General features: G+C 73.7%; 20 protein-coding genes, 1 tRNA gene and 1 pseudogene. 11 read left to right on the forward strand and 11 right to left on the reverse strand.

Translation table 11 applies throughout. From position 1 onward, the window contains the following. Window positions 1-29: 29 nt before the first annotated feature. Window positions 30-1745 carry a biotin/lipoyl-binding protein gene (locus PP1_RS13395; RefSeq protein WP_075313949.1) on the forward strand — a complete coding sequence of 572 codons (1716 nt, stop codon included), beginning with the start codon at window positions 30-32 and terminating at the stop codon, window positions 1743-1745. An 84-nt stretch (window positions 1746-1829) separates the two neighbouring features. Here PP1_RS13395 and PP1_RS13400 read toward each other — a convergent pair whose 3' ends face one another. Both PP1_RS13400 and PP1_RS13405 read right to left on the reverse strand, forming a co-directional pair. Beyond that, entirely contained in the window at window positions 1830-2240 is a 411-nt protein-coding gene (locus PP1_RS13400) for a RidA family protein (protein ID WP_010241888.1), read from the reverse strand. A 37-nt stretch (window positions 2241-2277) separates the two neighbouring features. After that, entirely contained in the window at window positions 2278-2919 is a 642-nt protein-coding gene (locus PP1_RS13405; protein ID WP_010241887.1) for a GNAT family N-acetyltransferase, read from the reverse strand. Window positions 2920-3082: 163 nt separating this feature from the next. Between PP1_RS13405 and PP1_RS13410 the strand changes: the two genes are divergently transcribed. Further along, window positions 3083-3155: transfer RNA gene (locus tag PP1_RS13410), tRNA-Arg, on the forward strand. A gap of 206 nt (window positions 3156-3361) precedes the next feature. On the opposite strand, the gene PP1_RS13415 is transcribed toward PP1_RS13410, so the two are convergent. Continuing rightward, a complete protein-coding gene (locus tag PP1_RS13415; RefSeq protein WP_033200590.1) occupies window positions 3362-4300 on the reverse strand; it encodes an alpha/beta hydrolase in 939 nt (312 codons plus the stop codon). Between the two features lie 150 nt (window positions 4301-4450). On the opposite strand from PP1_RS13415, the gene PP1_RS13420 reads away from it, so the two are divergent. From PP1_RS13420 to PP1_RS13430, 3 genes are all read left to right on the forward strand, one after another. After that, complete coding sequence (locus PP1_RS13420) at window positions 4451-5356, forward strand: helix-turn-helix domain-containing protein (RefSeq protein ID WP_010241884.1); 906 nt, start codon at window positions 4451-4453, stop codon at window positions 5354-5356. Window positions 5357-5435: 79 nt separating this feature from the next. Next, window positions 5436-5729 (forward strand): type II toxin-antitoxin system Phd/YefM family antitoxin, encoded by a 294-nt coding sequence (locus PP1_RS13425; protein WP_010241883.1) that lies wholly within the window; start codon window positions 5436-5438, stop codon window positions 5727-5729. Continuing rightward, window positions 5726-6145, forward strand: a complete 420-nt coding sequence (locus PP1_RS13430) for a type II toxin-antitoxin system VapC family toxin (RefSeq protein WP_075313948.1) — start codon at window positions 5726-5728, stop codon at window positions 6143-6145. Before PP1_RS13425 ends, PP1_RS13430 begins: the two co-directional genes overlap by 4 nt. A gap of 75 nt (window positions 6146-6220) precedes the next feature. Here the strand turns inward: PP1_RS13430 and PP1_RS13435 are convergent, their stop codons facing one another. The 3 genes from PP1_RS13435 to PP1_RS13445 all read right to left on the reverse strand — a co-directional run bounded on the left by PP1_RS13435 (window position 6221) and on the right by PP1_RS13445 (window position 9559). Then, window positions 6221-7177, reverse strand: a complete 957-nt coding sequence (locus tag PP1_RS13435; RefSeq protein ID WP_010241881.1) for a ketopantoate reductase family protein — start codon at window positions 7175-7177, stop codon at window positions 6221-6223. A gap of 141 nt (window positions 7178-7318) precedes the next feature. Then, entirely contained in the window at window positions 7319-8644 is a 1326-nt protein-coding gene (locus PP1_RS13440; RefSeq protein WP_010241879.1) for an MFS transporter, read from the reverse strand. 225 nt (window positions 8645-8869) lie between these two features. Then, window positions 8870-9559, reverse strand: coding sequence for a TetR/AcrR family transcriptional regulator (locus tag PP1_RS13445; protein WP_010241877.1), 690 nt, complete (start codon window positions 9557-9559; stop codon window positions 8870-8872). Between the two features lie 78 nt (window positions 9560-9637). On the opposite strand from PP1_RS13445, the pseudogene PP1_RS13450 reads away from it, so the two are divergent. From PP1_RS13450 to PP1_RS13470, 5 genes and pseudogenes are all read left to right on the forward strand, one after another. After that, window positions 9638-10773 (forward strand): annotated as a pseudogene (locus tag PP1_RS13450) (FAD-dependent oxidoreductase). Between the two features lie 607 nt (window positions 10774-11380). Continuing rightward, complete coding sequence (locus PP1_RS13455; RefSeq protein ID WP_249266072.1) at window positions 11381-12016, forward strand: class I SAM-dependent methyltransferase; 636 nt, start codon at window positions 11381-11383, stop codon at window positions 12014-12016. A gap of 24 nt (window positions 12017-12040) precedes the next feature. Next, window positions 12041-12916, forward strand: coding sequence for a LysR family transcriptional regulator (locus tag PP1_RS13460; protein ID WP_010241875.1), 876 nt, complete (start codon window positions 12041-12043; stop codon window positions 12914-12916). Window positions 12917-13049: 133 nt separating this feature from the next. Next, window positions 13050-13469 carry a hypothetical protein gene (locus PP1_RS13465; protein WP_010241873.1) on the forward strand — a complete coding sequence of 140 codons (420 nt, stop codon included), beginning with the start codon at window positions 13050-13052 and terminating at the stop codon, window positions 13467-13469. Between the two features lie 5 nt (window positions 13470-13474). Beyond that, on the forward strand, window positions 13475-13705 hold the full coding sequence (locus PP1_RS13470) for a hypothetical protein (protein WP_029240010.1): 231 nt from the start codon (window positions 13475-13477) through the stop codon (window positions 13703-13705). An 8-nt stretch (window positions 13706-13713) separates the two neighbouring features. Here the strand turns inward: PP1_RS13470 and PP1_RS13475 are convergent, their stop codons facing one another. From PP1_RS13475 to PP1_RS13485, 3 genes are all read right to left on the reverse strand, one after another. Further along, a complete protein-coding gene (locus PP1_RS13475; RefSeq protein WP_010241870.1) occupies window positions 13714-14223 on the reverse strand; it encodes a bifunctional nuclease family protein in 510 nt (169 codons plus the stop codon). A 168-nt stretch (window positions 14224-14391) separates the two neighbouring features. Further along, a complete protein-coding gene (locus PP1_RS13480) occupies window positions 14392-15255 on the reverse strand; it encodes a hypothetical protein (RefSeq protein WP_010241868.1) in 864 nt (287 codons plus the stop codon). A 45-nt stretch (window positions 15256-15300) separates the two neighbouring features. Then, window positions 15301-16668: a glycoside hydrolase family 140 protein gene (locus tag PP1_RS13485; protein ID WP_083680233.1), complete on the reverse strand. Its 1368-nt coding sequence runs from the start codon at window positions 16666-16668 to the stop codon at window positions 15301-15303. Between the two features lie 155 nt (window positions 16669-16823). Between PP1_RS13485 and PP1_RS13490 the strand changes: the two genes are divergently transcribed. Next, complete coding sequence (locus PP1_RS13490) at window positions 16824-17777, forward strand: DUF808 domain-containing protein (RefSeq protein WP_010241866.1); 954 nt, start codon at window positions 16824-16826, stop codon at window positions 17775-17777. A 106-nt stretch (window positions 17778-17883) separates the two neighbouring features. Here PP1_RS13490 and PP1_RS13495 read toward each other — a convergent pair whose 3' ends face one another. After that, on the reverse strand, window positions 17884-19023 hold the full coding sequence (locus PP1_RS13495; RefSeq protein WP_010241865.1) for a methyltransferase domain-containing protein: 1140 nt from the start codon (window positions 19021-19023) through the stop codon (window positions 17884-17886). Between the two features lie 271 nt (window positions 19024-19294). Then, the gene (locus PP1_RS13500) at window positions 19295-20641 is read right to left on the reverse strand and encodes an MFS transporter (protein WP_033200585.1); all 1347 of its coding nucleotides are present in this window, start codon (window positions 20639-20641) and stop codon (window positions 19295-19297) included. Window positions 20642-20758: the final 117 nt, after the last annotated feature.

Here is a 20758-nt window from a genome sequence, read left to right on the forward strand (position 1 = left end):
CACCCACGACCGACGACAGGGGGCCCCGCATGCCGGTTCCGGCATCCCGGCAGACGACTCGACGACGACCCGGCCGGCGCTGGGCGGCACTGCTGCCGCTGCTCGCCGTCGCGTCGTGCACCGCGGGCCAGACACCGCCGCCGGTGGTCGATGTCGACCGCGGCGAGGTCGTGTCGAGTGTCGCGGCGACCGGCTCACTGGTGTCGATCACGGAGCAGAACCTCGGGTTCGCCGAGGGCGGCCGGCTGTCCGAGGTCCTGGTCGAGGTGGGCCAGCGGGTCGAGCCCGGGCAGATCCTCGCCCGGCTCGACGACTTCGCCCTCTCCCAGGCCCTGGAGCAGAGCCGGGCCCAGCTCGCCCAGCAGCAGGCGGCGCTCGACAAGATCCGCAACAGCAACTCGGTGGAGGCCGCGGCCGCGAACCTCGACCAGGCACGGGCCGTCCTCGACGCGACCCGGGGTCAGGTGGACGCGACGAACCGGGCGGGCGAGGTCGCCGTCGAGCGGGCGCGGGTCCAGCTCGACTTCGACAGGAAGAGCCTCGAGCGCGCGGAGGAGCAGCTCCGGGAGGCCGAGGCGGCCTGCGGCAGCGGTGGCGGCTCGACCTCCACCTCGCCGTCGGCCTCGACCTCGCCGTCCGGGTCCCCGGAGGCAGGCTCCAGCGGCCTCGGCCGGCTCCTCGGCGGCGGCGCCGAAGGCGGTGCCGACTCCGCCGCCGACGGCGGTACCGGCAGCACCGGTACGACGCCTGGCGGGTCCACCGGCGGGCTGATGGCCGACCCGGCCTGCCAGAACGTCGCGACGGCCGAGAGCGCCGTCCAGCAGGCCAAGGGCGTGGTGATCACGTCGAAGACGAACCTGGCGACGGCCGAGCAGCAGGCCAGGACCGAGCAGGCCGCGGGCCGGGTCTCCATCGAGCAGGCCCGCACCAGCGTGGTCACCGCGGAGAACGACCTCGGCCTCGCGGGGACGGACCGGCCGGCCGACACCAGCGCCCAGGAGGCGATGGTCCGCGACGCCGAGGCCGCCGTCGCCCTGGCCCAGAACGACCTGGACGCCGCCGCACTCCGCGCCCCGACCGCCGGGGTGGTCTCCGAGGTCAACGGCGCCACCGGCGAGTTCCTCCCGGCCGCGTCCGGGACGACCGCCCTCGCCCCGGGCAGCTCGGCCCGGATCCCCGACGCCGCCGCGAGCGGCGCGTCGGGTGCGGGCGGCGGGGACGCCGCGGGCGCCGCCGGGGCCGGCGGCGGACCGTTCATCGTCCTCAACGACGTCGCGTCGTTCCAGCTCGTCGTGCCCTTCGAGGAGTCCGACGCCGCGCGCATCCAGCCCAACCAGGAGGTCGACGTGACCGTCGACGCGGTCCCCGGCCTGACCACGCCGGCCACCGTGCTGGCGATCGCGCCGACCGGTCGCGACGTCTCCGGCATCGTCAACTACTACGCCTCGATCGTCCTCCGGGAGGGCGACCCGCAGCTCCGCGACGGACAGACCGCCGAGGCCGCCGTCCGGGTCGAGGCGGCCGACGGGGTGCTGCGCGTCCCGTCGTCCACGGTCCGGACGGAGAACGGGCAGCGGATCGTCGACGTCCTCGGCGAGGACGGCGAGGCCGCCCCGGTGCCCTTCGTCCCGGGCATGGTCGGGGACGAGTTCACCGAGGTCCGCTCCGGGCTCGACGAGGGCCAGTCGGTGCTGCTGCCGCAGGGTCAGGTCGCCGCTGCGCCGGGTGGGCCGCCGCAGAACTGAGGTTCGCCGTGCACCCACGGCCCGGACGGCTCGTGCCTGCTCCGGGCCGTGGGTGACCCTCGTGGCTCGACAGGCTCCAGCCGGTCACCGGTCACGGACAGCGGCGACGGCCTCGATCTCGACGAGCTGGTCGTCGTAGCCCAGCACGGTCACCCCGAGCAGCGTGCTGGGCGCGTCGTGCTCGCCGAAGGCATCCCGCACGACCTCCCACGCCGCGACCAGGTCGGCCTGCCTGGTCGATGCGACCAGCACCCGGGTGCTGACGACGTCGCTCAGCGACGCCCCGCTCTCCTCCAGTGCCGTCGTCAGGTTCTCGACGGCCTGGGCCGCCTGACCCGCGTAGTCACCGACCGCGACGGTCGCACCGTCCGCGTCGAGCGGGCAGCTGCCCGCCAGGAAGATCAGTCGCGTGCCGGCGGGCACCGTCGCGGCGTAGGCGTACTCGGCGACGTCGGAGAGTCGCGAGGAACGGATCAGGGTCACGGCCGTGGTCATCACCGCCGACGTTAGCCGGACGCTCCTCCCGGCGGGATCAGATTTCCGGGGTCCGGAGCGGGTCGTCCTGCGGCGCGGGCTCCTGCACGAGCGTCATCGACACGAGCTCGGTGAACCCGACCCGCTTCGCGAAACGCACCGAGCGACGCTTGTACACCGTGAAGCCGAGCTTCGTGTACAGCCCGAGGGCGGCGACGTTCGTGTCCTTGATGTCCTCGAGCACGTACTCGCGGTATCCCGGCAGCGCGAGCAGGTGACGCAGCAGCGCGGTGCCGACTCCCCGCCCCTGATGCTCCGGTTCGGTGGCGACGAACCCGATCTCGGCGAGCCCCGGCCGTGCACCCTCCGAGGGAGGCATGAACCACCTCCGGATCACAACGTAACCGAGCAGCCCGCGGACCAGCCCGAGGTGACGCCTGATCTCCCGGAACCGCGGCGCGAACAGCGTCTGCTCCGCCTCGGTGAGCGACGCCAGGCCGGCGGGCTCCCCGTCCACGAGGGCGACGTGGAACCGTTCGAGCAGCAGCATGTGCTCGAACGCGTCGGCCAGTCTCCCGGGGTCGCGGGAGAAGGCGACGAAGTCGTCGGCGAAGCTCCGTACGTACACCTCGGTGATGCGGCGCCGGTACTCCTCGCCGAGGACGTCTCCGCGCTCGACCACGACACTGGACTCGATCATTCCCGGCTGCTCCGCTCGTCAGGCACTCTGCCGGTGAACACTAGCCAGCGGCCCGGCCCGCACCGGGACACCGGACGGACGCCGCACCATGTGTCCCGGATGTGCCCCCTGACGACGACGGCGGCGACGAGGCGCCGGAGACTCCCAGGTAACCTCCACGTACGCCCTCGTAGCTCAGGGGATAGAGCACCGCTCTCCTAAAGCGGGTGTCGCAGGTTCGAATCCTGCCGGGGGCACGCAGGTCAGAGGCACATCGACGATCCTCCGACCGAAACGCGTGGAGCCATAAGTGGTGCGGGTTGCCGCTGCGCTCGCACTACCGCTCCCGTCAGCCTCCGTCCCGGAGAGTCGCCACCGGTGACGCGTCACCGTCCCGCACAACGGCACCGACCAGGGCCGCCGACCCGGTGGGTCGACGGTCCCGTCGGAGGGGCGGATCGGATCAGGCGTCGACCGGGCTGCGCCGCGCGGTGAGGTGCTCGGTGAAGAACGGGACCGCCTCGGCGACGGCGCGGTCCACGTACTGCGGGACGTCGTAGAAGTCCATGTGGGTGCCGCCCTCGACGACCACCAGCTTCTTCGGGCTGCGGACCTTGCCGTGCAGCTTCGTCGTGTGCCACAACGACCCGGCCTCGCTGCCCGCGACCGAGAGCACCGGCTGGGTGAGCAGGTCCTCCACGAGGTGGAAGGCGTCGAACGCGAAGATCTTCGCGATGCTGCGGGTGAAGACCTTCTTGTTCTGCGCGTTGGGGTGCTGCGCGCGCGGGGTGCGGTAGTACTCGCTGGCCTCGACCATGTCCCGCGGGGTGGAGTCGTCGATCTGGTCCTGCTCGGGGACGTAGGGGATGTAGGCGAGCTCGCCGCCCTGCGCCTCGGCGGTACGCTGCTGCGCCGCAGCCTCCAGGGTCGGCACCGCGGCGGTGACCGGGTCGGCGCCGAACCAGCCCTGCCGGTAGCCGTCGCCGATGTTCAGCGCCGACACCGTGGTGACGGCCTTGATCCGGTGGTCGGTCATCGTCGCGGTGACCGCGTACGCTCCGCCGGCGCAGATGCCCAGTGCGCCGACCCGCTCGGCGTCGACGTGGTCCAGCGACTGCAGGTGGTCGACCGCCGCGCGGACGTCCTCCACCCGTGCCGACGGGTCCTCCAGGAAGTGCGGCTCACCGCCGGACTCGCCCTGGAACGAGGCGTCGAAGGCGAGCGCGACGAAGCCCTGCTCGGCGAGCTTGCCCGCGTACAGTCCGGCCGCCTGCTCCTTGACCCCGCCGCCGGGGTGCACCACGACGACCGCCGGGTGGGTGGTGGAGGTGTCGAGCCCGTCGGGCAGGTACAGGGCGCCCGCCATCATGATGTCGCCGTTCGGGAAGGTGGTCCGCTCCATGATCGGCTCCTCGAGGTCGGTCGGCCCCGGGACGGTCCCGGGGCGGCTGAGAACGACTGTGCCGCCGTCACCACGCGGGCGGCAGGGCCGGTCCATCGGGGGGACCGGCAGTACCTCCCACGTCCGCGCCGTCGCCCTACCCTCGACGTGGTGGACACGAAACGGGCGATCAAGGACTTCCTGACGACGCGGCGCGCCCGGATCAGCCCCCAGCACGTCGGGCTCCCGGCCGGTGGCCGGCGCCGCGTGCCAGGCCTCCGCCGCGAGGAGGTCGCGCTGCTGGCCGGGGTCAGCGCGGAGTACTACGTGCAGATCGAGCGCGGCCACGTCGCCGGGGTCTCCACCGAGGTCCTCGGTGCGGTGGCCCGGGCGCTGGAGCTCGACGACGTCGAGACCGCCCACCTGGGCGACCTGGTCCGGGCGGCGACGACCCGGCGTCCCCGCCGGCAGGCCCGTGCCCGCCCGCCGCAGGTCCCCGAGTACCTCGACGCGCTGATGTCGGCGCTGGTCGGTGCGCCCGCGATCGTCCAGAACGGACGGCTGGACGTGATCGGGACCAACGATCTCGGTCGCGCGCTCTACGCCCCGGTCCTCGACTCCGGGTCCCCGCCCAACACGGCCCGGTTCCTGTTCCTCGACGAACGAGCCGCGGAGATGTTCCCCCAGTGGGACCGCGCAGCCGACGACGCGGTCGCGCTGCTGCAGGTCGAGGCCGCCCGCAGCCCCGACTCGCCCGGCATCACCGAGCTGGTCGGTTCCCTCGCCACCCGCAGCGAGGAGTTCCGCGCCCGATGGGCCCGCCACGACGTGCGCGCCCACCACCGCGGGACCAAGCGCTTCCGGCACCCCGTCGTCGGCGAGCTGGACCTGAGGTTCGAGGGGCTGGCCGTCGCCGGGTCGCCCGGGCTCACCCTGATCGGCTACACCGCCGAGCCCGCCACGACCTCCGCGGAGAACCTGCGGCTGCTCGCGAGCTGGGTCGGTGCCGGAGAGCCTGGGCCCGACCCGGACCCGGCCCTGACCGGCCGGGTCGCCCCGGACTCCGGGACCGGGTGATCAGGTCGGTGCCGCCCGGGGTGGGCCGCCGGCCGGTAGCCCCTGCCCCTGATCGCTATGACGGCGCTATCGTGACGCTATGAGTCAGGAGATCCGGCAGTCGGAGTTGCGCAACGACAACGCGTCGGTCATGCGCCGGGTCGCCGAGGGCGAGTCTTTCGTGGTGACCGTGAACGGCCGTCCGGTAGCCGATGTGGTCCCGCACCAGCGGGGCACGGGCAAGCGCCGGTTCGTCCCGGTGTCCGAGCTCGTCGATGCGTTCGCGACGGAGCCGGCTCCCGACCCGGCGGCGTGGCAGACCGACGTGGACGCCGCTGACGAGCTCTTCGGCGACGACGACATCGCCGACCCGTTCGACGGCGACCGGCGTTGACGCGGAGCGAGCCGCGCCGAGCCCTCCTCGACACCTCCGTGGTGATCGACTTCCCCGCTGCTCGGGTTCTCGAGGTCGCCGACGAGGTCGCGGTCTCGGCAGTCACGATGGGCGAGCTGCACTACGGGGTGACCGCCACGGCCGATCCTCTGGTCCAGATGCGCCGACGCCGTCGCGTGCAGGCAGTTCTGGACAGGTTCGAGGTCCTGCCTTTCGACCTGGTCGCTGCCGAGTACTACGGAGCGTTGGCCACCCTGGTGCGCCAGGTCGGGCGGAATCCCCGACCACGACGGATGGACCTGCAGATCGCCGCCACCGCGGCGCGTCACGACGTCGCGCTGTTGACCCGCAACGCCGCTGATTTCGCCGGCCTCGGGTCGGCGCTGACCGTGATCGACCTGCTGGACGAGCAGTAGAGGGGATACCTGCCCGGGGAGCACTCCCCCGGCGGCCCCGTCATGTCCCGTCGGGGTCAGCGCCAGGGTCGTCCGTCACCAGCCCGCCCACCCGGAACCGACCTCCCCGAGGGAGCCGGTCTCCCGCGCGCGGATGATGCCGGCGACGGTCCGGGTGACCGGAGTATCGACGCCGTACCTGGCGCCCTGCACGACGACCTGCCCGACGATGGCGTCGACCTCACCCCGCCGCCCGAGGAGATGGTCGAGCAGCATCGACGGCTTGGCGTCCGGGATCGTCGAGCCGAGAGCGCGGACGTGCTCGATCGGGTCGCCGACGTCGAGCGCGATCCCGGCGGCGTCGGCGACCGCGACGGCCTCGCGGGCACAGGCCTCGGCCACGGCCCAGGCCGACGGGTCGTCCATGACCTGACCGATGGTGAGCCCGGTCGCACAGGTGGTGCCGGAGAACGCGACGTTCATGATGAACTTCTCCCAGACCATCCGGTCGGTGTCCTCGAAGAGCTTCACCGCGAACCCGGAGCTGGTCCACACCTCGGCGGAGGCTTCCAGCGCGTCCCTAGGGAGGTCGTCGAACGCGCCGAACCGGATCATCTCCATGCCGTTGTGGTGCGCGACGCCGGGCTCCGGGACCGACGCCCCGAACCCGCCGACCACGCCGATCGCCAGGCGATGCCCGCCGAGGACCGCCGCGACGCGCTCGGGCGAGCCGAGTCCGTTCTGGATCGACTGGACGACCGTGCTGCCGTCGACCAGCGGGCGGCACGACTCGGCCGCGGCGTCGACGTCGAACGCCTTCGTCGCGATGACGACGAGCTCGCAGACCCCGATCCCGTCGGTGGTCGTGCCCATGGACGCGAGCCGGACGGTGTGGTCACCGCTGGCTCCGGTGACCCGCAGCCCACCGGCGACGACGGCCTCGACGTGGTCCTCCCAGAGGCAGACGCCGTGGACCTCGTGCCCGGCACGCTGCATCAGACCGGCGTAGACCGATCCCATGGCGCCACATCCGACGACGGCGACCTTGGCCATGTGTTTCCTTCCGGTGGGATCGTGCGCGGCGGGTGTCGATCTCACCACGCGTCCGGCTCGAACTCGGCCGTCATGTCCCGCCACCCGACGGGCTCGGCGCAGTGGGCGCAGGTCGGTCTCGGCTCCGCGGCGGGTACTGCTTCAGACCGGCACCGGCCCGTGCGGGTGCCGGTCGTCGACGACGATCGGGTGCGAGTGCACCCAGCCCCGCCCGGTCCACCGCGCCAGGGCGACGTGGGCGTGGTCGGCGCCGTCGTGGCGGTGGCGGATCAGGTCGGCGCCGGTCCTCGGCCACAGCGTCACCGCCGCGACGGTCCCGGCGACCGCCGCCACTGCGAGCACGACCCAGGTACCGGTGAAACCGGCGACGACGGTGAGCCAGCCGGCCAACGGGTAGGTGACCAGCCAGCAGGCGTGGGAGAGGGAGAACTGCGCGCTGAACAACGCGGGCCGCTGCGCCGGACCGGACGACACCCGCAGCAGGCGACCGGTGTTGACCATGATCAGTCCCGGTCCGACGCCGACGAGCGCCCAGGCCACCACCGCCGCGGGCCACGACGGGTGCAGCCCGACCAGCACCGTCGCGGCCGCGGCGGCGAGCGAGACCACCGCGCCGGAGAGCATGACCGTGCGGGTCGACGCGCGCCGCGCCGCCCAGGGCGAGAGGACGGCCGCGAGCGCGGTCCCCGCCCCGCACACCGCCAGGAGCAGGCCCACCTCGGGATCGGACCCGCCCAGGAGATCGCGGACGACGTTGACCGTGGTGACCAGAGAGACGACGCCGACCGTGGCGACCACCGCGTTCAGCGCGAGCAGCCCGCGCAGCTGCGGAACCGCCCGGAACAGCCGTACCCCGAGGAGCACCCGGGTGCCGAAGCCGCCCTCCGCGCGCGCGGTGACCGCCGGCACGGCCGTCCCGGCGACGAGCGCGGCCGAGACCAGGAACCCGGCCGCCGTCCCGACGAACAGCGACGAGTAGCTGAGCACCGCCAGCGCCGCCGCGGCCAGGAGCGGGCTCCCGACCGTCTCCAGGCTGCTCGCCAGCTGCGACGCCGACAGGGCCCGCGTGTAGTCCTTCTCACCGGTGACGACATCCGGAAGGACCGACTGGAAGACGGGCGTGAAGGTCGCCGAGGCCGTCTGCAGGGCCCCGATCAGGACGAACACCTGCCAGACCTCGGTGACCCACGGCAGGAGCAGGACGACGCCGGCGCGCACGAGGTCCGCGCCGACCATCAGCCGTCGCCGGGGAACCCGGTCGGCGACCGCACCGACCACGGGGCCGACGACCACGTAGGCGACCATCTTGACCGCCAGTGCCGCCCCCAGCACCAGCGCAGCCCGGTCGGCGGCCAGGTCGTAGGCGAGCAGGCCCAGCGCGACCGTGGCGAGGCCGGTGCCGGTGAGGGCGACGACCTGCGCCACGAACAGGTTCCGGAACCGGGTGTCCGCGAACAGCGATCGCATCACGTCCCTTTCGGCTCGATTCCGCGAACCGTACGGACAGAACGGGATCGCCCCAACGGATCACCTGCCAGGAATCTGCACCAAGGAATTGTTCTCTTGTGGCACCCGGTTCCGAGTAGACCCGGCTCGACACGGAAACCCCAGGTGGGGCCGATCGGCGAGATCAGGACCGGTCAGCGCCCCGACGCAGCCGAAGCCCGGAATCCCCGGAACGAATGACCGGGATCACGGCGACGATCCCGGCGAGAGCGCGGCGATCCCGGCGAGCACGAGGTCGATCCCGGCGAGGAACTGCTCCCGGTCGTCGTGCTCCCGCATCCGGTCCGCCACGGCACGGACGAACGGGTACTCGACGGGATCGAGCTCCTCCCACGCCCGTGCGGCGACGCCGAGCATTGCGCTGCGGTCCGCGTCCGGCCCGGCCACACGGGCGTTCGCGGCATTCTGCGCCGCGGCGCCGAGGATGTGGTGCACGAGCGCGGTGGTCGCCGTGAACCACGCGTCCTCGGGCACCTCCAGCGCGCGGACCCGCTGCCCGACGCTCTCCAGGATCCGCGTCGTCACCGGCCCCCACGGTGCACGGGAGAGCTGCGACGACAGCTGCGCGCCGAGCCACGGGTGGTCGTCGATCGCGTCGAACAGGCCGAGCGCGACGGCGCGGACCCCGTCCCGTGGCGTGACGTCCCGGCCCGGGTCGACGGCCAGCGCGCCGGCGACGACATCGTCGGTCGCCGCGGCGAGCAGCTCGTCCTTGTTCGCCACGTGCCAGTAGATCGCGCCGGGGCCGGTGGCCAGGCGCTCGGTGAGCGCCCGGAACGTGAGCCCGTTCTCGCCGGACGCGTCGAGCACCTCGACGGCGGTCCCGACGATGCGCTCGCGGGAGAGCGCATCCCTGCGACGCGTCCGAGGTGTCATGCCGCCATCTTGACAGGTCTGGAACGTTGTTCCAAACTCTCCCTTGGAACAACATTCCAATCGTCGGAAGGAGCCGTCGTGAACTCCCCTGTCACGATCATCGGTGCCGGGCTCGGCGGCCTCACCCTGGCCCGCGTCCTGCACGTCCACGGGATCCCCGTCACGGTCCACGAGGCGGAGGCCTCCCCCACGGCCCGCACACAGGGCGGGATGCTCGACATCCACGACGAGACCGGCCGGCCCGCGCTCGAGGCGGCGGGTCTGGGCGAGCAGTTCCGCGCCCTCGTCCTGGCGGGCGGGGAGGCGACGCGGGTCGTCGCCCCGGACGGGACCGTCCTGTTCGACGAGCCCGACGACGGCTCCGGAGGGCGGCCCGAGGTGCAGCGCGGCGAGCTGCGCCGGATGCTGCTCGACTCCCTCCCGGACGGCACCGTCCGGTGGGGACACAAGGTCACCGGCGTCCGGGCGCTCGGCGGGGGCCGGCACGAGGTGACCTTCGCCGACGGCGACACCGCCGTCACGACGCTGCTCATCGGAGCGGACGGGGCGTGGTCCCGGGTCCGCGCGCTGCTGTCCGGCGCACGGCCCGAGTACGTCGGCACGTCGTTCGTCGAGACCTACCTCCACGACGGCGACACCCGCCACCCGGCCACCGCCCGGGCCGTCGGCAGCGGGGCACTGTTCGCGCTGACCCCGGGCGCGGGCATCGTCGCCCACCGCGAGCGCGGCGGGACCCTGCACTCCTACGTGGCGCTGACCAGGCCGCAGGAGTGGTTCGCCCCGATCGGCACCGGCAACACCGCCACCGCGACCGCGCTCGTCGCCGCGGAGTTCGACGGCTGGGCGCCCGAGCTCACCGCGCTGATCACCGACAGCGACACCGCTCCCGTCGTACGACCGATCACGACCCTGCCCGCGTCGGGGTACCGGTGGGACCGGGTGCCGGGGGTGACCCTGCTCGGCGACGCCGCCCACCTCATGGCGCCGTCCGGCGACGGCGCCAACCTGGCCATGCTCGACGGCGCCGAGCTGGGCCGGGCGATCGCCGCCCACCCCGGCGACGTCGAGGCCGCGCTCACCGCGTACGAGCAGGCCCTGTTCCCCGCAGCGCCGAGGCCGCGGCGGAGGGGGCCGTCGTCTTCGACGCCTGCTACGGCGCCGACGCACCGCACAGCCTCCTCGACTTCTTCGCCGAGGTGGGTCCGGACCGATGAGAGCCGCCCCTCCCCAACCTTGACGATTCCGGCCCGCGGAGGGACGGCGGACGATCGGCCGCTTCCACGGCCACGTCCAGGGGAGGACGCGATGTCAGGAACGACGGAGACGACGACCACCGGGTCCGACGCCCCGGAGGCGGCCGAGGCGGTGGCCGAACGCGTCCTCGCCGCGACGCTCGGCGCGTTCGACGTGCTCGCGTGCTACCTCGGCGACCGGCTGGGCTGGTACCGGGTCCTCGCCGAGGCGGGCCCGCTCTCCCCCGGCGAGCTCGCCGACCGGAGCGGGACCGACCCGCGCTACGCCCGCGAATGGCTGGAGCAGCAGGCCGCGTCGGGGTTTCTGACCGTCGTCGGAGACGGCGCAGACAGCACCGTCGTCGGAGACGGAGACGGCGCAGACAGCACCGAGCCGCGCCGGTTCGGGCTCGGACCGGGCGTCGCCGAGGTCATGACGGCCACCGACAGCGTCAACTTCCTGGCCCCGCTGACCCGGTTCGTCGGCGCGGCGGCCGTCCAGCTGCCGGCGCTCGGCGCGGCCTACCGCTCCGGCGGCGGGGTGAGCTGGGCGCAGTTCGGACCGGACGCGCGCACGGGGCAGGCCGACATGAACCGGCCCTGGTACGAGCACCGGCTCGCCGATGCGCTCGCCGGCGTCCCCGACCTGCACCGACACCTCGACCGGCCCGGCGCCGCGATCGCGGACCTCGGCTGCGGCGAGGGCTGGTCCACGATCGCGCTGGCCAGGGCCTACCCGGGTGCCACGGTCCACGGCGTCGACCCGGACCCGCCGTCGACGGCCGCCGCGGCAGGCCACGCCGTGGCGGCCGGGCAGACCGAGCGGGTCACGTTCCGCACCGGCGACGCGGCGACCGCCCTCCCGGAGGCCGCGTACGACGCGGTGTTCGCGTTCGAGTGCCTGCACGACCTGCCCCATCCGGTGGAGTTCCTGACCTCGGCCCGTCGCGCGCTGCGTCCCGGCGGCGTCGTGGTCGTGATGGACGAGGCGGCCGAGGACACCTTCCGCGCGCCGGCCGGGGACGTCGAACGCCTGCTCTACGGTTTCAGCACGATGCTGTGCCTGCCCGACGCGATGTCGCACGAGCCGTCCGCGGCGACCGGCACCGTCATCCGCGAGTCGACGGTGCGGGACTACGCCGCCCGGGCCGGGCTCACCGACGTCGAGGTCCTGCCGATCGAGGACTTCGGGTTCTGGCGCTTCTACCGGATGCGCCCCCGCTGACGGGGGCCTCGCTAGGGTCCAGCCATGGACGTCCGGCAGGTGCGGTACTTCCTCGCCGTCGTCGAGACCGGGACCGTGCACGCGGCCGCCGCCCGGCTGCACGTCGCGCAGCCGTCGGTGTCGCAGGCGCTGCGCCGGCTGGAGCGGGAGCTCGGCAGCGACCTGTTCCTCCGGACCGGACGCCGGCTGGTCCTCACCGCGGCCGGCCGCGCGCTCGTCGAGCCCGCCCGCGACCTCGTCCGGGCACTCGACGTCGCCCGGGCGACGGTCGCGTCGGTCGAGGGCCTGCACGGGGGACGGCTCGCCGTCACGTCGATGCCGTCCCAGGCGGTGCACCCGCTCCCGACGATGATCGCCGGGTTCCGCCGGGCCCATCCCGGTGTGTCGGTCGGCGTCGCCACCGCGCCCGGACCGGACGAGGTGTGCGACGCGGTCCGCACCGGAGCGGCCGAGGTCGGGCTCCTCGCGACGGCGAACGGCCCGGTGCTCGAACCGGACCTCCGGGTCGAGCCGCTGTTCGTGCAGGGCTACGTCGTCGTCGCCCGTGACGCGGCCGACCTCCCGGCCGGCGACGGTCCGGTCGAGCTGGACGCCCTGCGCGGCCTGGACCTCGTCGTCGGTCAGCACGGCACAGGGATGCGCCGGGTGGCGGAGGCGATCCTGTCCTCGACCGACTGCCGGATCGCGGTCCAGGTGGAGCAGCGCGAGGCGTTGCTGCCGCTCGTGCTCGCCGGGATGGGGGTCGCGGTCGTCGCGGACTCGTGGCGCGGGCTCGCGGAGGAGGCCGGCCTCGTCGTCCGCCCGGCCGCCACGGGCGAGAGCCTGCACGGGGCGCTGGTGCTGCCGCGGACGTCGGCGAGCCCGGCCGCGGCCGCGTTCACCCGGCTCGCGACCCGGTGAGAGGTACGCCCGGCTACGGCCGCGAGCCTCTCGACACCCCCCGCGACGTGCGGTACAAGTACTTTCTCGGCATCGCCCTGGACCTCGGTGATCCGCACGTCGTGTGTGATCGAGGGTCGGGGAGGGCTCGGCGATGCACTACGGAGAAGCGCTCGGGACGCGGAGCGTCAGCTTCGTCGGGTCGTTCATCGACGGTCCCGGTGACTGGTTGATCGTCCTCCGGGGCGCGATCGACGAGGCGGTCCTCGACCGGATCGACACGCACATCGCGGACTTCCTCGCCGGCACGAGACAGGTCCTCACGATCGACGCCTCGTCGGTCGCCCGGTACGACGACCGGTTGCCGGCCCTCCTGGGCCGCACCCAGCACCGGCTCGGCACCCGGCGGCGGCTGCTGCGGGTCCGCGGCCTGCACCCGGTCCGCCAGGTCACCCGGGTCCCCGACGGCGACGCGGTCCCGGACCGGAGCCCGGCGTCTGCCGGCGGTGCCGTCGTCACGCCGCTGCAGCGGGGCCACCGGCGTCGTCGCGGCGTCGCTGCCGCCGACGGGTGAGTGCGGTGTCCCGGACCCGCACGGCCCGCCCGGCGGGCGACGAGTCGCACGTGAACGCGCGGCTGGCGGCCGAGTTCGCCGCCGACCTGGACCACCGCACCGTCGTCGCCGTGGTCCGGACCTGCCGGCGGCGGCTGGCCGGTGTACCGCCCGGATCGCTGCCCGAGCTGCTGGAGCGGCTGGCCCGCGAGGAGCTCCACGACGTCGTGGGGGCGGACCGGCACCCCGCCCGGTGACGTCGGTGTCAGTCCTGCGGGTCCGGGCCGAAGTCGTCGGGGGTGGCGGTGTCGAGGAACCGCCGGAGCTCCTCCTCGATCTCCGCGTCCGCGCCGGCGCGCCCGGCACCCTCGATGGTGACGGTCTCGGCCGCGACCCCCGCCGCCACGAGGACGTCCTCGTCGACCTGGATGCCGGCACCCGCCCACAGGGCGAGCACGACGGCGTCGCTGGTCCGGGAGTCGACGGTCGTGCCGTCGTCGAGCATCAGCTCGGCGTGGAAGATCCCCTCGGCGAGCGTGTGCACGCGTACCTGCACCAGCTGCCGTCCGAAGGTCGTCAGCAGCTCACCGATCAGCCGATGGGTGTCGGGACGGACACCGTGCACCCGTTCCAGCGCCACGACCAGCGCGGTCGCCTCCGGCCCGCCCACCGACACCGGGACGACGCGACCCGCCCCGCCGATCTCCTCCAGCAGCAGGACCGGGGTGTCCGGCCCGACGTCGATGCCCACCGCACGAACCCGTACCTGCGCCATGACCGCTCCCGTCCTCGGCGTCGGCACACCTACCCGGACCGGTCGTCCCCGCACACCGACCGCTCCGTGGGAGGAGGAGCTGTGAACGTACTCGCCGATCCCGGTCCGGACGAGGCCCCGACCCCCATACCGACGAGACGACCGCCTGCCGGTGGGCCGTCCGGACGCCTACCCGTCGGCGTCGGCCGCACCCGGGTCGAGACCGAGATGACGCAGGTACCGCCGCGCCGAGCGGACGACGGCGTCGTGCGCGTCGCCCTGGACGACGTGTCCCCACCAGGCGCCGTAGAGCGCGCCGTAGCGGAGCCGGCCGAGCTCGGCGACGGCCCGGCGGACCGTGTCCGGATGCTCCGGGATCAGGTTCGGGTAGCTGTACATGAAACCGACCCAGCGCCGGTCCGGGACGACGGTCACGATGTCGCCGGCGCAGACCGCACCGCGCCCGTCGGTGCCGTCGGCCCAGTGCAGTACCGATCCCCCGGCGAAGTGCACGCCCAGGTGCACCAGGGTGCGGCCGGGCAGGATCTCGCGTCCGGCGCCGTCCCACGCCTCGACGTCGACACCGCGCGGGACCCAGTCGAGGTCGGCGGCGTGCACGTACACGGGCACGTCCCCGAACTCGCTGCTCCAGGCAGCGACCGTCGAGTAGTAGTGCGGGTGCGAGACGGCGATCGCGTCGATGCCGCCCAGCTCGTGCACCCGTTGCACCGTCGCGTCGTCGAGCAGGGCGGTGCAGTCCCACAGGACGTTGCCGCCGGGCCCGGGCACCAGCAGTGCCCGCTGCCCGATCCCGACGGACGGCGTCGTGCCGACCCCCCACAGGCCCGGGACCTCCTCGCGGACCTCGCCGCGGACGCCCTCGGCGTGCAGGCCGGCGGGCGTCGTCCAGTGCTGGCCGGACCAGTCGACGTACTCGCGCTCGTCCTCGCAGACGGGGCACGGGCCGGACCCGGCCCCGAGCGGGTACTGGACGCCGCACCGGCGGCAGAGCGGTCCGTCCTGCAGGTGCATCGGGCCTCCGATCGTCGCCACCCGTCCGGCTCCCCGGGGTCCGCCGTGGGGAAACGTCCTGTCCGATCAGCGCCGCGCGACCAGCACCCAGTCCTCGTCCGACGGCGGCGCGAACTCCCCGCCGGATCGCGGCGCGTCCCGGTACTCCCCGGTCCTCGGGTCGAACCACTGCGCCCGGGCCGTCCCGTCGAGGGCCCCGGGCCGGAGCGCGACCGACCGGCCCGACGGGGTGTAGACCAGCAGGTAGGACCCGTCGGCGGCGCGGTTGGCCACGATCCGGTCGGCCCCCGATCCGGTGTCCGACGCGAGCACCGACGGCGCCGGCTCGCCCTGCGTGAACGGCAACGACGTCATCAGGTCGCGCAGGTGCACCATCTGCCGCCCGGCCGGGAGCTCGAGTGCGTCGGTCCAGCTCCCGCGCGCACCGAGCTCGCCGCTGCCGCCGTCGCTGAACTGCCAGACCGCGTGCGCGCCGTAGGTGTGGCCTGCGGCGCCGCCGAGCACGGCCCAGTACGCGTCGCGGCGCACGTCCTGAGCGGTCGAGAAGCCCTGGTCCGGCTCCCAGCAGTACGGGTGGTCCTCGTAGATCGGCTCGCCGTCGACGAACGGCCGGGCAGGGGTGGCGGCGTAGGTGGACTCGACCAGCTCCCGCCGGACGTCGTAGCGCAGGCAGTGCCCGCCCTGGATCATGTGGAAGTCCAGCCAGGGGGCACCGGCGAACCACTGGGCGGAGCTCTGGTCGCCCTGCGGGTGGTACGTCGTCAGCTGGGTCCCACCGCCGGCGTCGAGGCCCTCCGCGAGCGCGGCCCAGAGCTCCTCCTCGCCGTCGGCGGGATGGTCCCCGCCGAGGGTCCAGGTCACGTTGTCCCGGTCCCCGTAGCGCTCGCCGAGGAACCGGCCGTAGGCACCGGCGTTGCCCTCGTCGACCACCGAGCCGGTCTGGTCGTCGCCCCACACCGGGTGGATCGCGAGGTACAGGCCGCGCTCGGCGGCGGCGTCGATCACGGCGTCGACGCGGTCCCAGAACTCGTCGTGCTCACCGACGCTGCTCACGTCGCCGTTCACCGGCCTCGTCGCCCCGGCCTGCGGGAAGATCGCCACGGTCTGGATCACCGTGTAGCCCTGGGCGGCGCGGGTGTCGAGGTAGCGGAGGGTCTCCTCCCGGTCCGCCTTCCCGAGCAGCGCCCACGCGGTGTCGCCCAGCCAGAAGAACGGCCGGCCGCCCGCGGAGAACCACCGGCCGTCGGTCTCCAGCCGCGGCGTCCCGGCGTCCGCGGCCGGGACGGGCGGTGGCCCGGCCGGCCCCTCGGACCGGTCCGGGCCGCGTGACGGCAGCGACGAGGTGACCCCGGCGGCGGCGAGCACACCGACCGACAGCGCGACACCGAGCGCCACCGAAGTCCGCCGGGTGCGGCTCGGTGTCGGGCGTGGCATGGGGCCTCCGGACCGCAGCGGGACCCGCAGGTCCGTCGATGATCGACCGCGAACCTACCGGCGGAGGGGGCGGTTCCACCGGAACGACCCGTCGACGGCCGAGTGATGTCTCCGTGCAACGCCGACCCCGTAGGCTGCGCCATCGTGATGACCCGATGAGCGGCCTGTTCGCCCTGCTCGACGACGTGGCGGCACTGGTGCGGCTGACCGCGTCGTCCCTCGACGACGTCGCCGGAGCGGCCGGGCGGGCCGGGGCGAAGGCGGCCGGCGTGGTCGTCGACGACGCCGCCGTGACCCCGCGCTACGTCCAGGGCCTCGAGCCGGAGCGGGAGCTGTCGATCATCCGGCGGATCGCCACCGGCTCGCTGCGCAACAAGCTGCTGGTCATCCTGCCGGTGGCGCTGCTGCTGAGCCAGTTCGCGCCGTGGCTGCTCACCCCGATCCTCATGCTCGGCGGCACCTACCTCTGCTACGAGGGCGCCGAGAAGATCTGGGAGAAGCTCGCCGGGCACAGCCCGGCCGCCGAGACCCAGGACGAGCAGGCCGCCGCCGATCCCGACGCGCACGAGAAGAAGGTCGTCTCCGGTGCGGTGCGGACCGACTTCATCCTCTCCGCCGAGATCATGGTCATCGCGCTGAACGAGGTGGCGTCCGAGGGATTCGTCGCCCGCGCCGTGATCCTGGCCGTGGTGGCCGTCGCGATCACCGCGCTCGTCTACGGCGTGGTGGCGCTGATCGTGAAGATGGACGACGCCGGGCTGGCACTGGCCGCGCGCGGCTCCGGGGCGGTGGCCGCGTTCGGCCGCGGGCTGGTGCGGGCGATGCCGGTCGTGCTCACGGTGCTGTCGGTCGTCGGCGTCGCCGCGATGCTCTGGGTCGGCGGGCACATCCTGCTGGTGGGCACCGACGAGCTCGGCTTCCACCCGCTGTACGGATTCGTCCACCATCTGGAGCTGATGGTGCACGACGCGACCGGCGCGCTCGGCGGGTTCCTCGGCTGGCTCACGAACACCGTCGGCTCGGCGATCCTCGGGATCGTCGTGGGCGCGATCGTCGTCGCGGTGCTGCACCTGGTCCCCTGGCCCCGGCGGGCGTCGGCCGCGCACTGACCGGCGTCCCTCGGCCGCGCACCCCGTTGCCGTGCCGCGCACCCCGTTGCGGTGCCGCGCACCCCGCGCAGCGGGTGCGCCACGCCGTGACGGGGTGCGTCGCCGATCAGATGTCGCCGACCTCGGCGGGCAGCTCGTCGGTCGGGCGGTCCAGCCAGAACCGGTGCGTCCCCGCGGAGTCGACGGTGACGCCGAACCGTTCGGTGCCCGGCGTGCCGAGCTGCCGCCAGATCCGGGCGACCGCCTCGATCCGGTCCCACGGACGTCGCGGGCCGCCCTGGGTGACCGCGCTCCCGTCGAGCCGGGCCCACGAACCGGCGCCGTCGGAGATCGGTTGCCCCGGTACCGGCGGGACCTCCAGCTCGGGGCAGGCGATCCCGATCAGCGTCCGCAGCCCCGGGGCGTCGAGATCGCGGGGATCGACGACGCTCTCCCGGGGGCCGGTGCGTTCCCCGGCCCGGGTGTCGGGGGTCGCGCGGGCCGGGTCGAGCAGCGGGTGATCGACGGTCGGGCGCATCCACATGAACAGCCCGGGGCGGCCGACGAGGTGCCCGGCGACGTGGTCGTGGTCGAGCGCGTCGAGCGCCACCAGGCTGCTGCTGGACTCGCTGCGCAGGTCGGCGACGATCCGGCCACCGGCGGCGAGCTGGGACACCCACGCGCCCGGCACCCTGGAGACTCCGCAGGTGGCGATGATCCGGTCGTAGGGCGCCCCGTCCGGCGCCCCGTCGCCACCGTCCCCGGTGACGACGGTCGGGTGCAGACCGATCGCGGCGAGACGCTCACGGGCGATCGAGGCGAGATCGGGCTGCAGCTCGACGGTGGTGACCCGGGCCGCGCCGACGACGGACGACAGCAGGGCCGCGTTCCAGCCGGTGCCGGTGCCGATCTCCAGCACCCGGTCCCCCTCGGTGACGTCGAGCAGCTCGAGCATGCGGACCATCAACGACGGCGGCGTGGACGACGACGACGGGATCGGGTGCCCGTCCAGCACCGTCGGTGACGACCGGAGCTCGGTGACCAGGGACCGGTCCGCGTGGACCGCGTCGGCCCACCGCTCGGGGTCGGTGGTGGGGTCCACGCGCTCCCAACCGCTCCCGTCGGTGGTCTGCTCGAAGAACTCGGGTACGAACACGTGGCGGGGCACGGTGCGCAGCGCCTCCGCCCACCGCGGGTCGGTCGACGCCCCGTCGTCGGCGAGCGTCTCGGCGAGCCGTTCCGCACGAATCCTCCAGTCGGGTGTCACCGCGCGTCCTCCCCCGCTCCTCGGGCCGGCCCGTCTCGAGGTCGGCGCTCCGGCGCCACGCATCCTGGCGGTCCCGTCGTCCGCGCCGCGCACCGACACCCTCGTCCCCTCTCCACGCACCCCGTCACCGGCCCGCGCACCCGCTGCGACGGGTGCGCCGGTCGGCGACGGGGTGCGTCACGCGGCGACGGGGTGCGCCGCGGTGACGGGTGCGGGGCGGTGACGGGTGCGGCGGGCGGTGACGGGGTGCGGCGGGGCGGGCGGGGCGGGATCACCGGCCGATCGGACGCACCTCGGCGGTCTGCGCCGCGGCCGCCTTCCGCAGCCCGGCCTTGTACGGGTCCGGCGACAGGAAGGCCGCGACGATCGTGATCAGCACCATCGCCGACATGTAGATCGCGATGGCGTCGAAACCACCGGTGGCGTCGAGCAGCGCCGTCGCGATCACCGGGGCGAGTCCCCCGGCGAACACGCTCGCACCCTGGGCCCCGATCGACGCGCCGCTGTAGCGCACCTCCGGCTCGAACAGCTCCGAGAAGTAGGCGGGCTGCGGCGCGTAGACGGCCGAGTTGCCGACGTTGACCGCCACCACGGTGGCCAGCACGATCAGCGGCAGCGACCGGGTGTCGAGGGCCCAGAAGTACGGCCAGCTCATCCCGAGCAGCACGAACGAACCCCACAGCACGGTGCGCCGCCGCCCCCAGCGGTCGCACGCCCAACCGTAGAACGGGATGCTGACCAGCCCGATCGCCGACGAGACGATCACCGCGACGAGCAGGTCGCCGCGCGCCATCCCGAGCACCACCGTGCCGTAGGTCAGCACGAACGTGGTGTGGATGTAGAAGGTGCTGTTCTCGGCGAACCGCAGGCCGGCCGCGCGGAGCACGTTGACCGGCTGCCGGCGCAGCACCGCGAGCACCGGCTGCCGCTCGATCTTCCCGGCCGCCCGGGCCTGCTCGAACACCGGCGACTCGGCGACCTTGAGCCGGATCGCGATCCCGAGGGCGACGAGCACGATCGACGCGAGGAACGGGACCCGCCAGCCCCACGCGAGGAACGCCTCCTCCGACATCGTCGCGGACATGACCAGCAGCGCCAGGTTCGCCGTGAGCATGCCGGCGGGCACACCCGTCTGCGGGAAGCTGCCGAAGAACCCGCGCCGGTGCGGTGGCGCGTACTCGACGGCCATCACCGCGGCCGCGCCCCACTCGCCGCCGAGCCCGATGCCCTGCACGATCCGCAGCAGGACGAGCAGGATCGGCGCGGCGACGCCGATCGTCGCGTAGGTCGGCATCAGCCCGACGAGGAACGTGCCCCCGCCCATCAGCACGACCGACAGCACCAGCATCGACTTGCGGCCGATCCGGTCGCCGAAGTGCGCGAAGATCACCCCGCCGAAGGGCCGCGCGACGAAGCCGACGCCGAAGGTGGACAGCGCGAGCAGGGTGCCGGTGAGTGGGTTGGCGGTCGGGAAGAAGAGCTTGCCAAACACGAGCGCGGCGGCCGCGCCGTAGACGAAGAAGTCGAACCACTCGATCGACGTGCCGATCAGGGTCGCCAGGGCGACCCGGCGGGTCTCCCGGGGCGTCGGCGTCGTCGTCGGGGACGGATGCGTCATCGAACCCTCCCGCACTGCGGAGATCACCATCGGATGTGATCTGCACCATACGTTGCAGTGAGTAACGACACCAGGCCACATGACGACGTCGTATCCAACCAAAATTGTTAACAATCA

The organism is Pseudonocardia sp. P1 (assembly GCF_000178675.2).
Lineage (GTDB): Bacteria > Actinomycetota > Actinomycetes > Mycobacteriales > Pseudonocardiaceae > Pseudonocardia.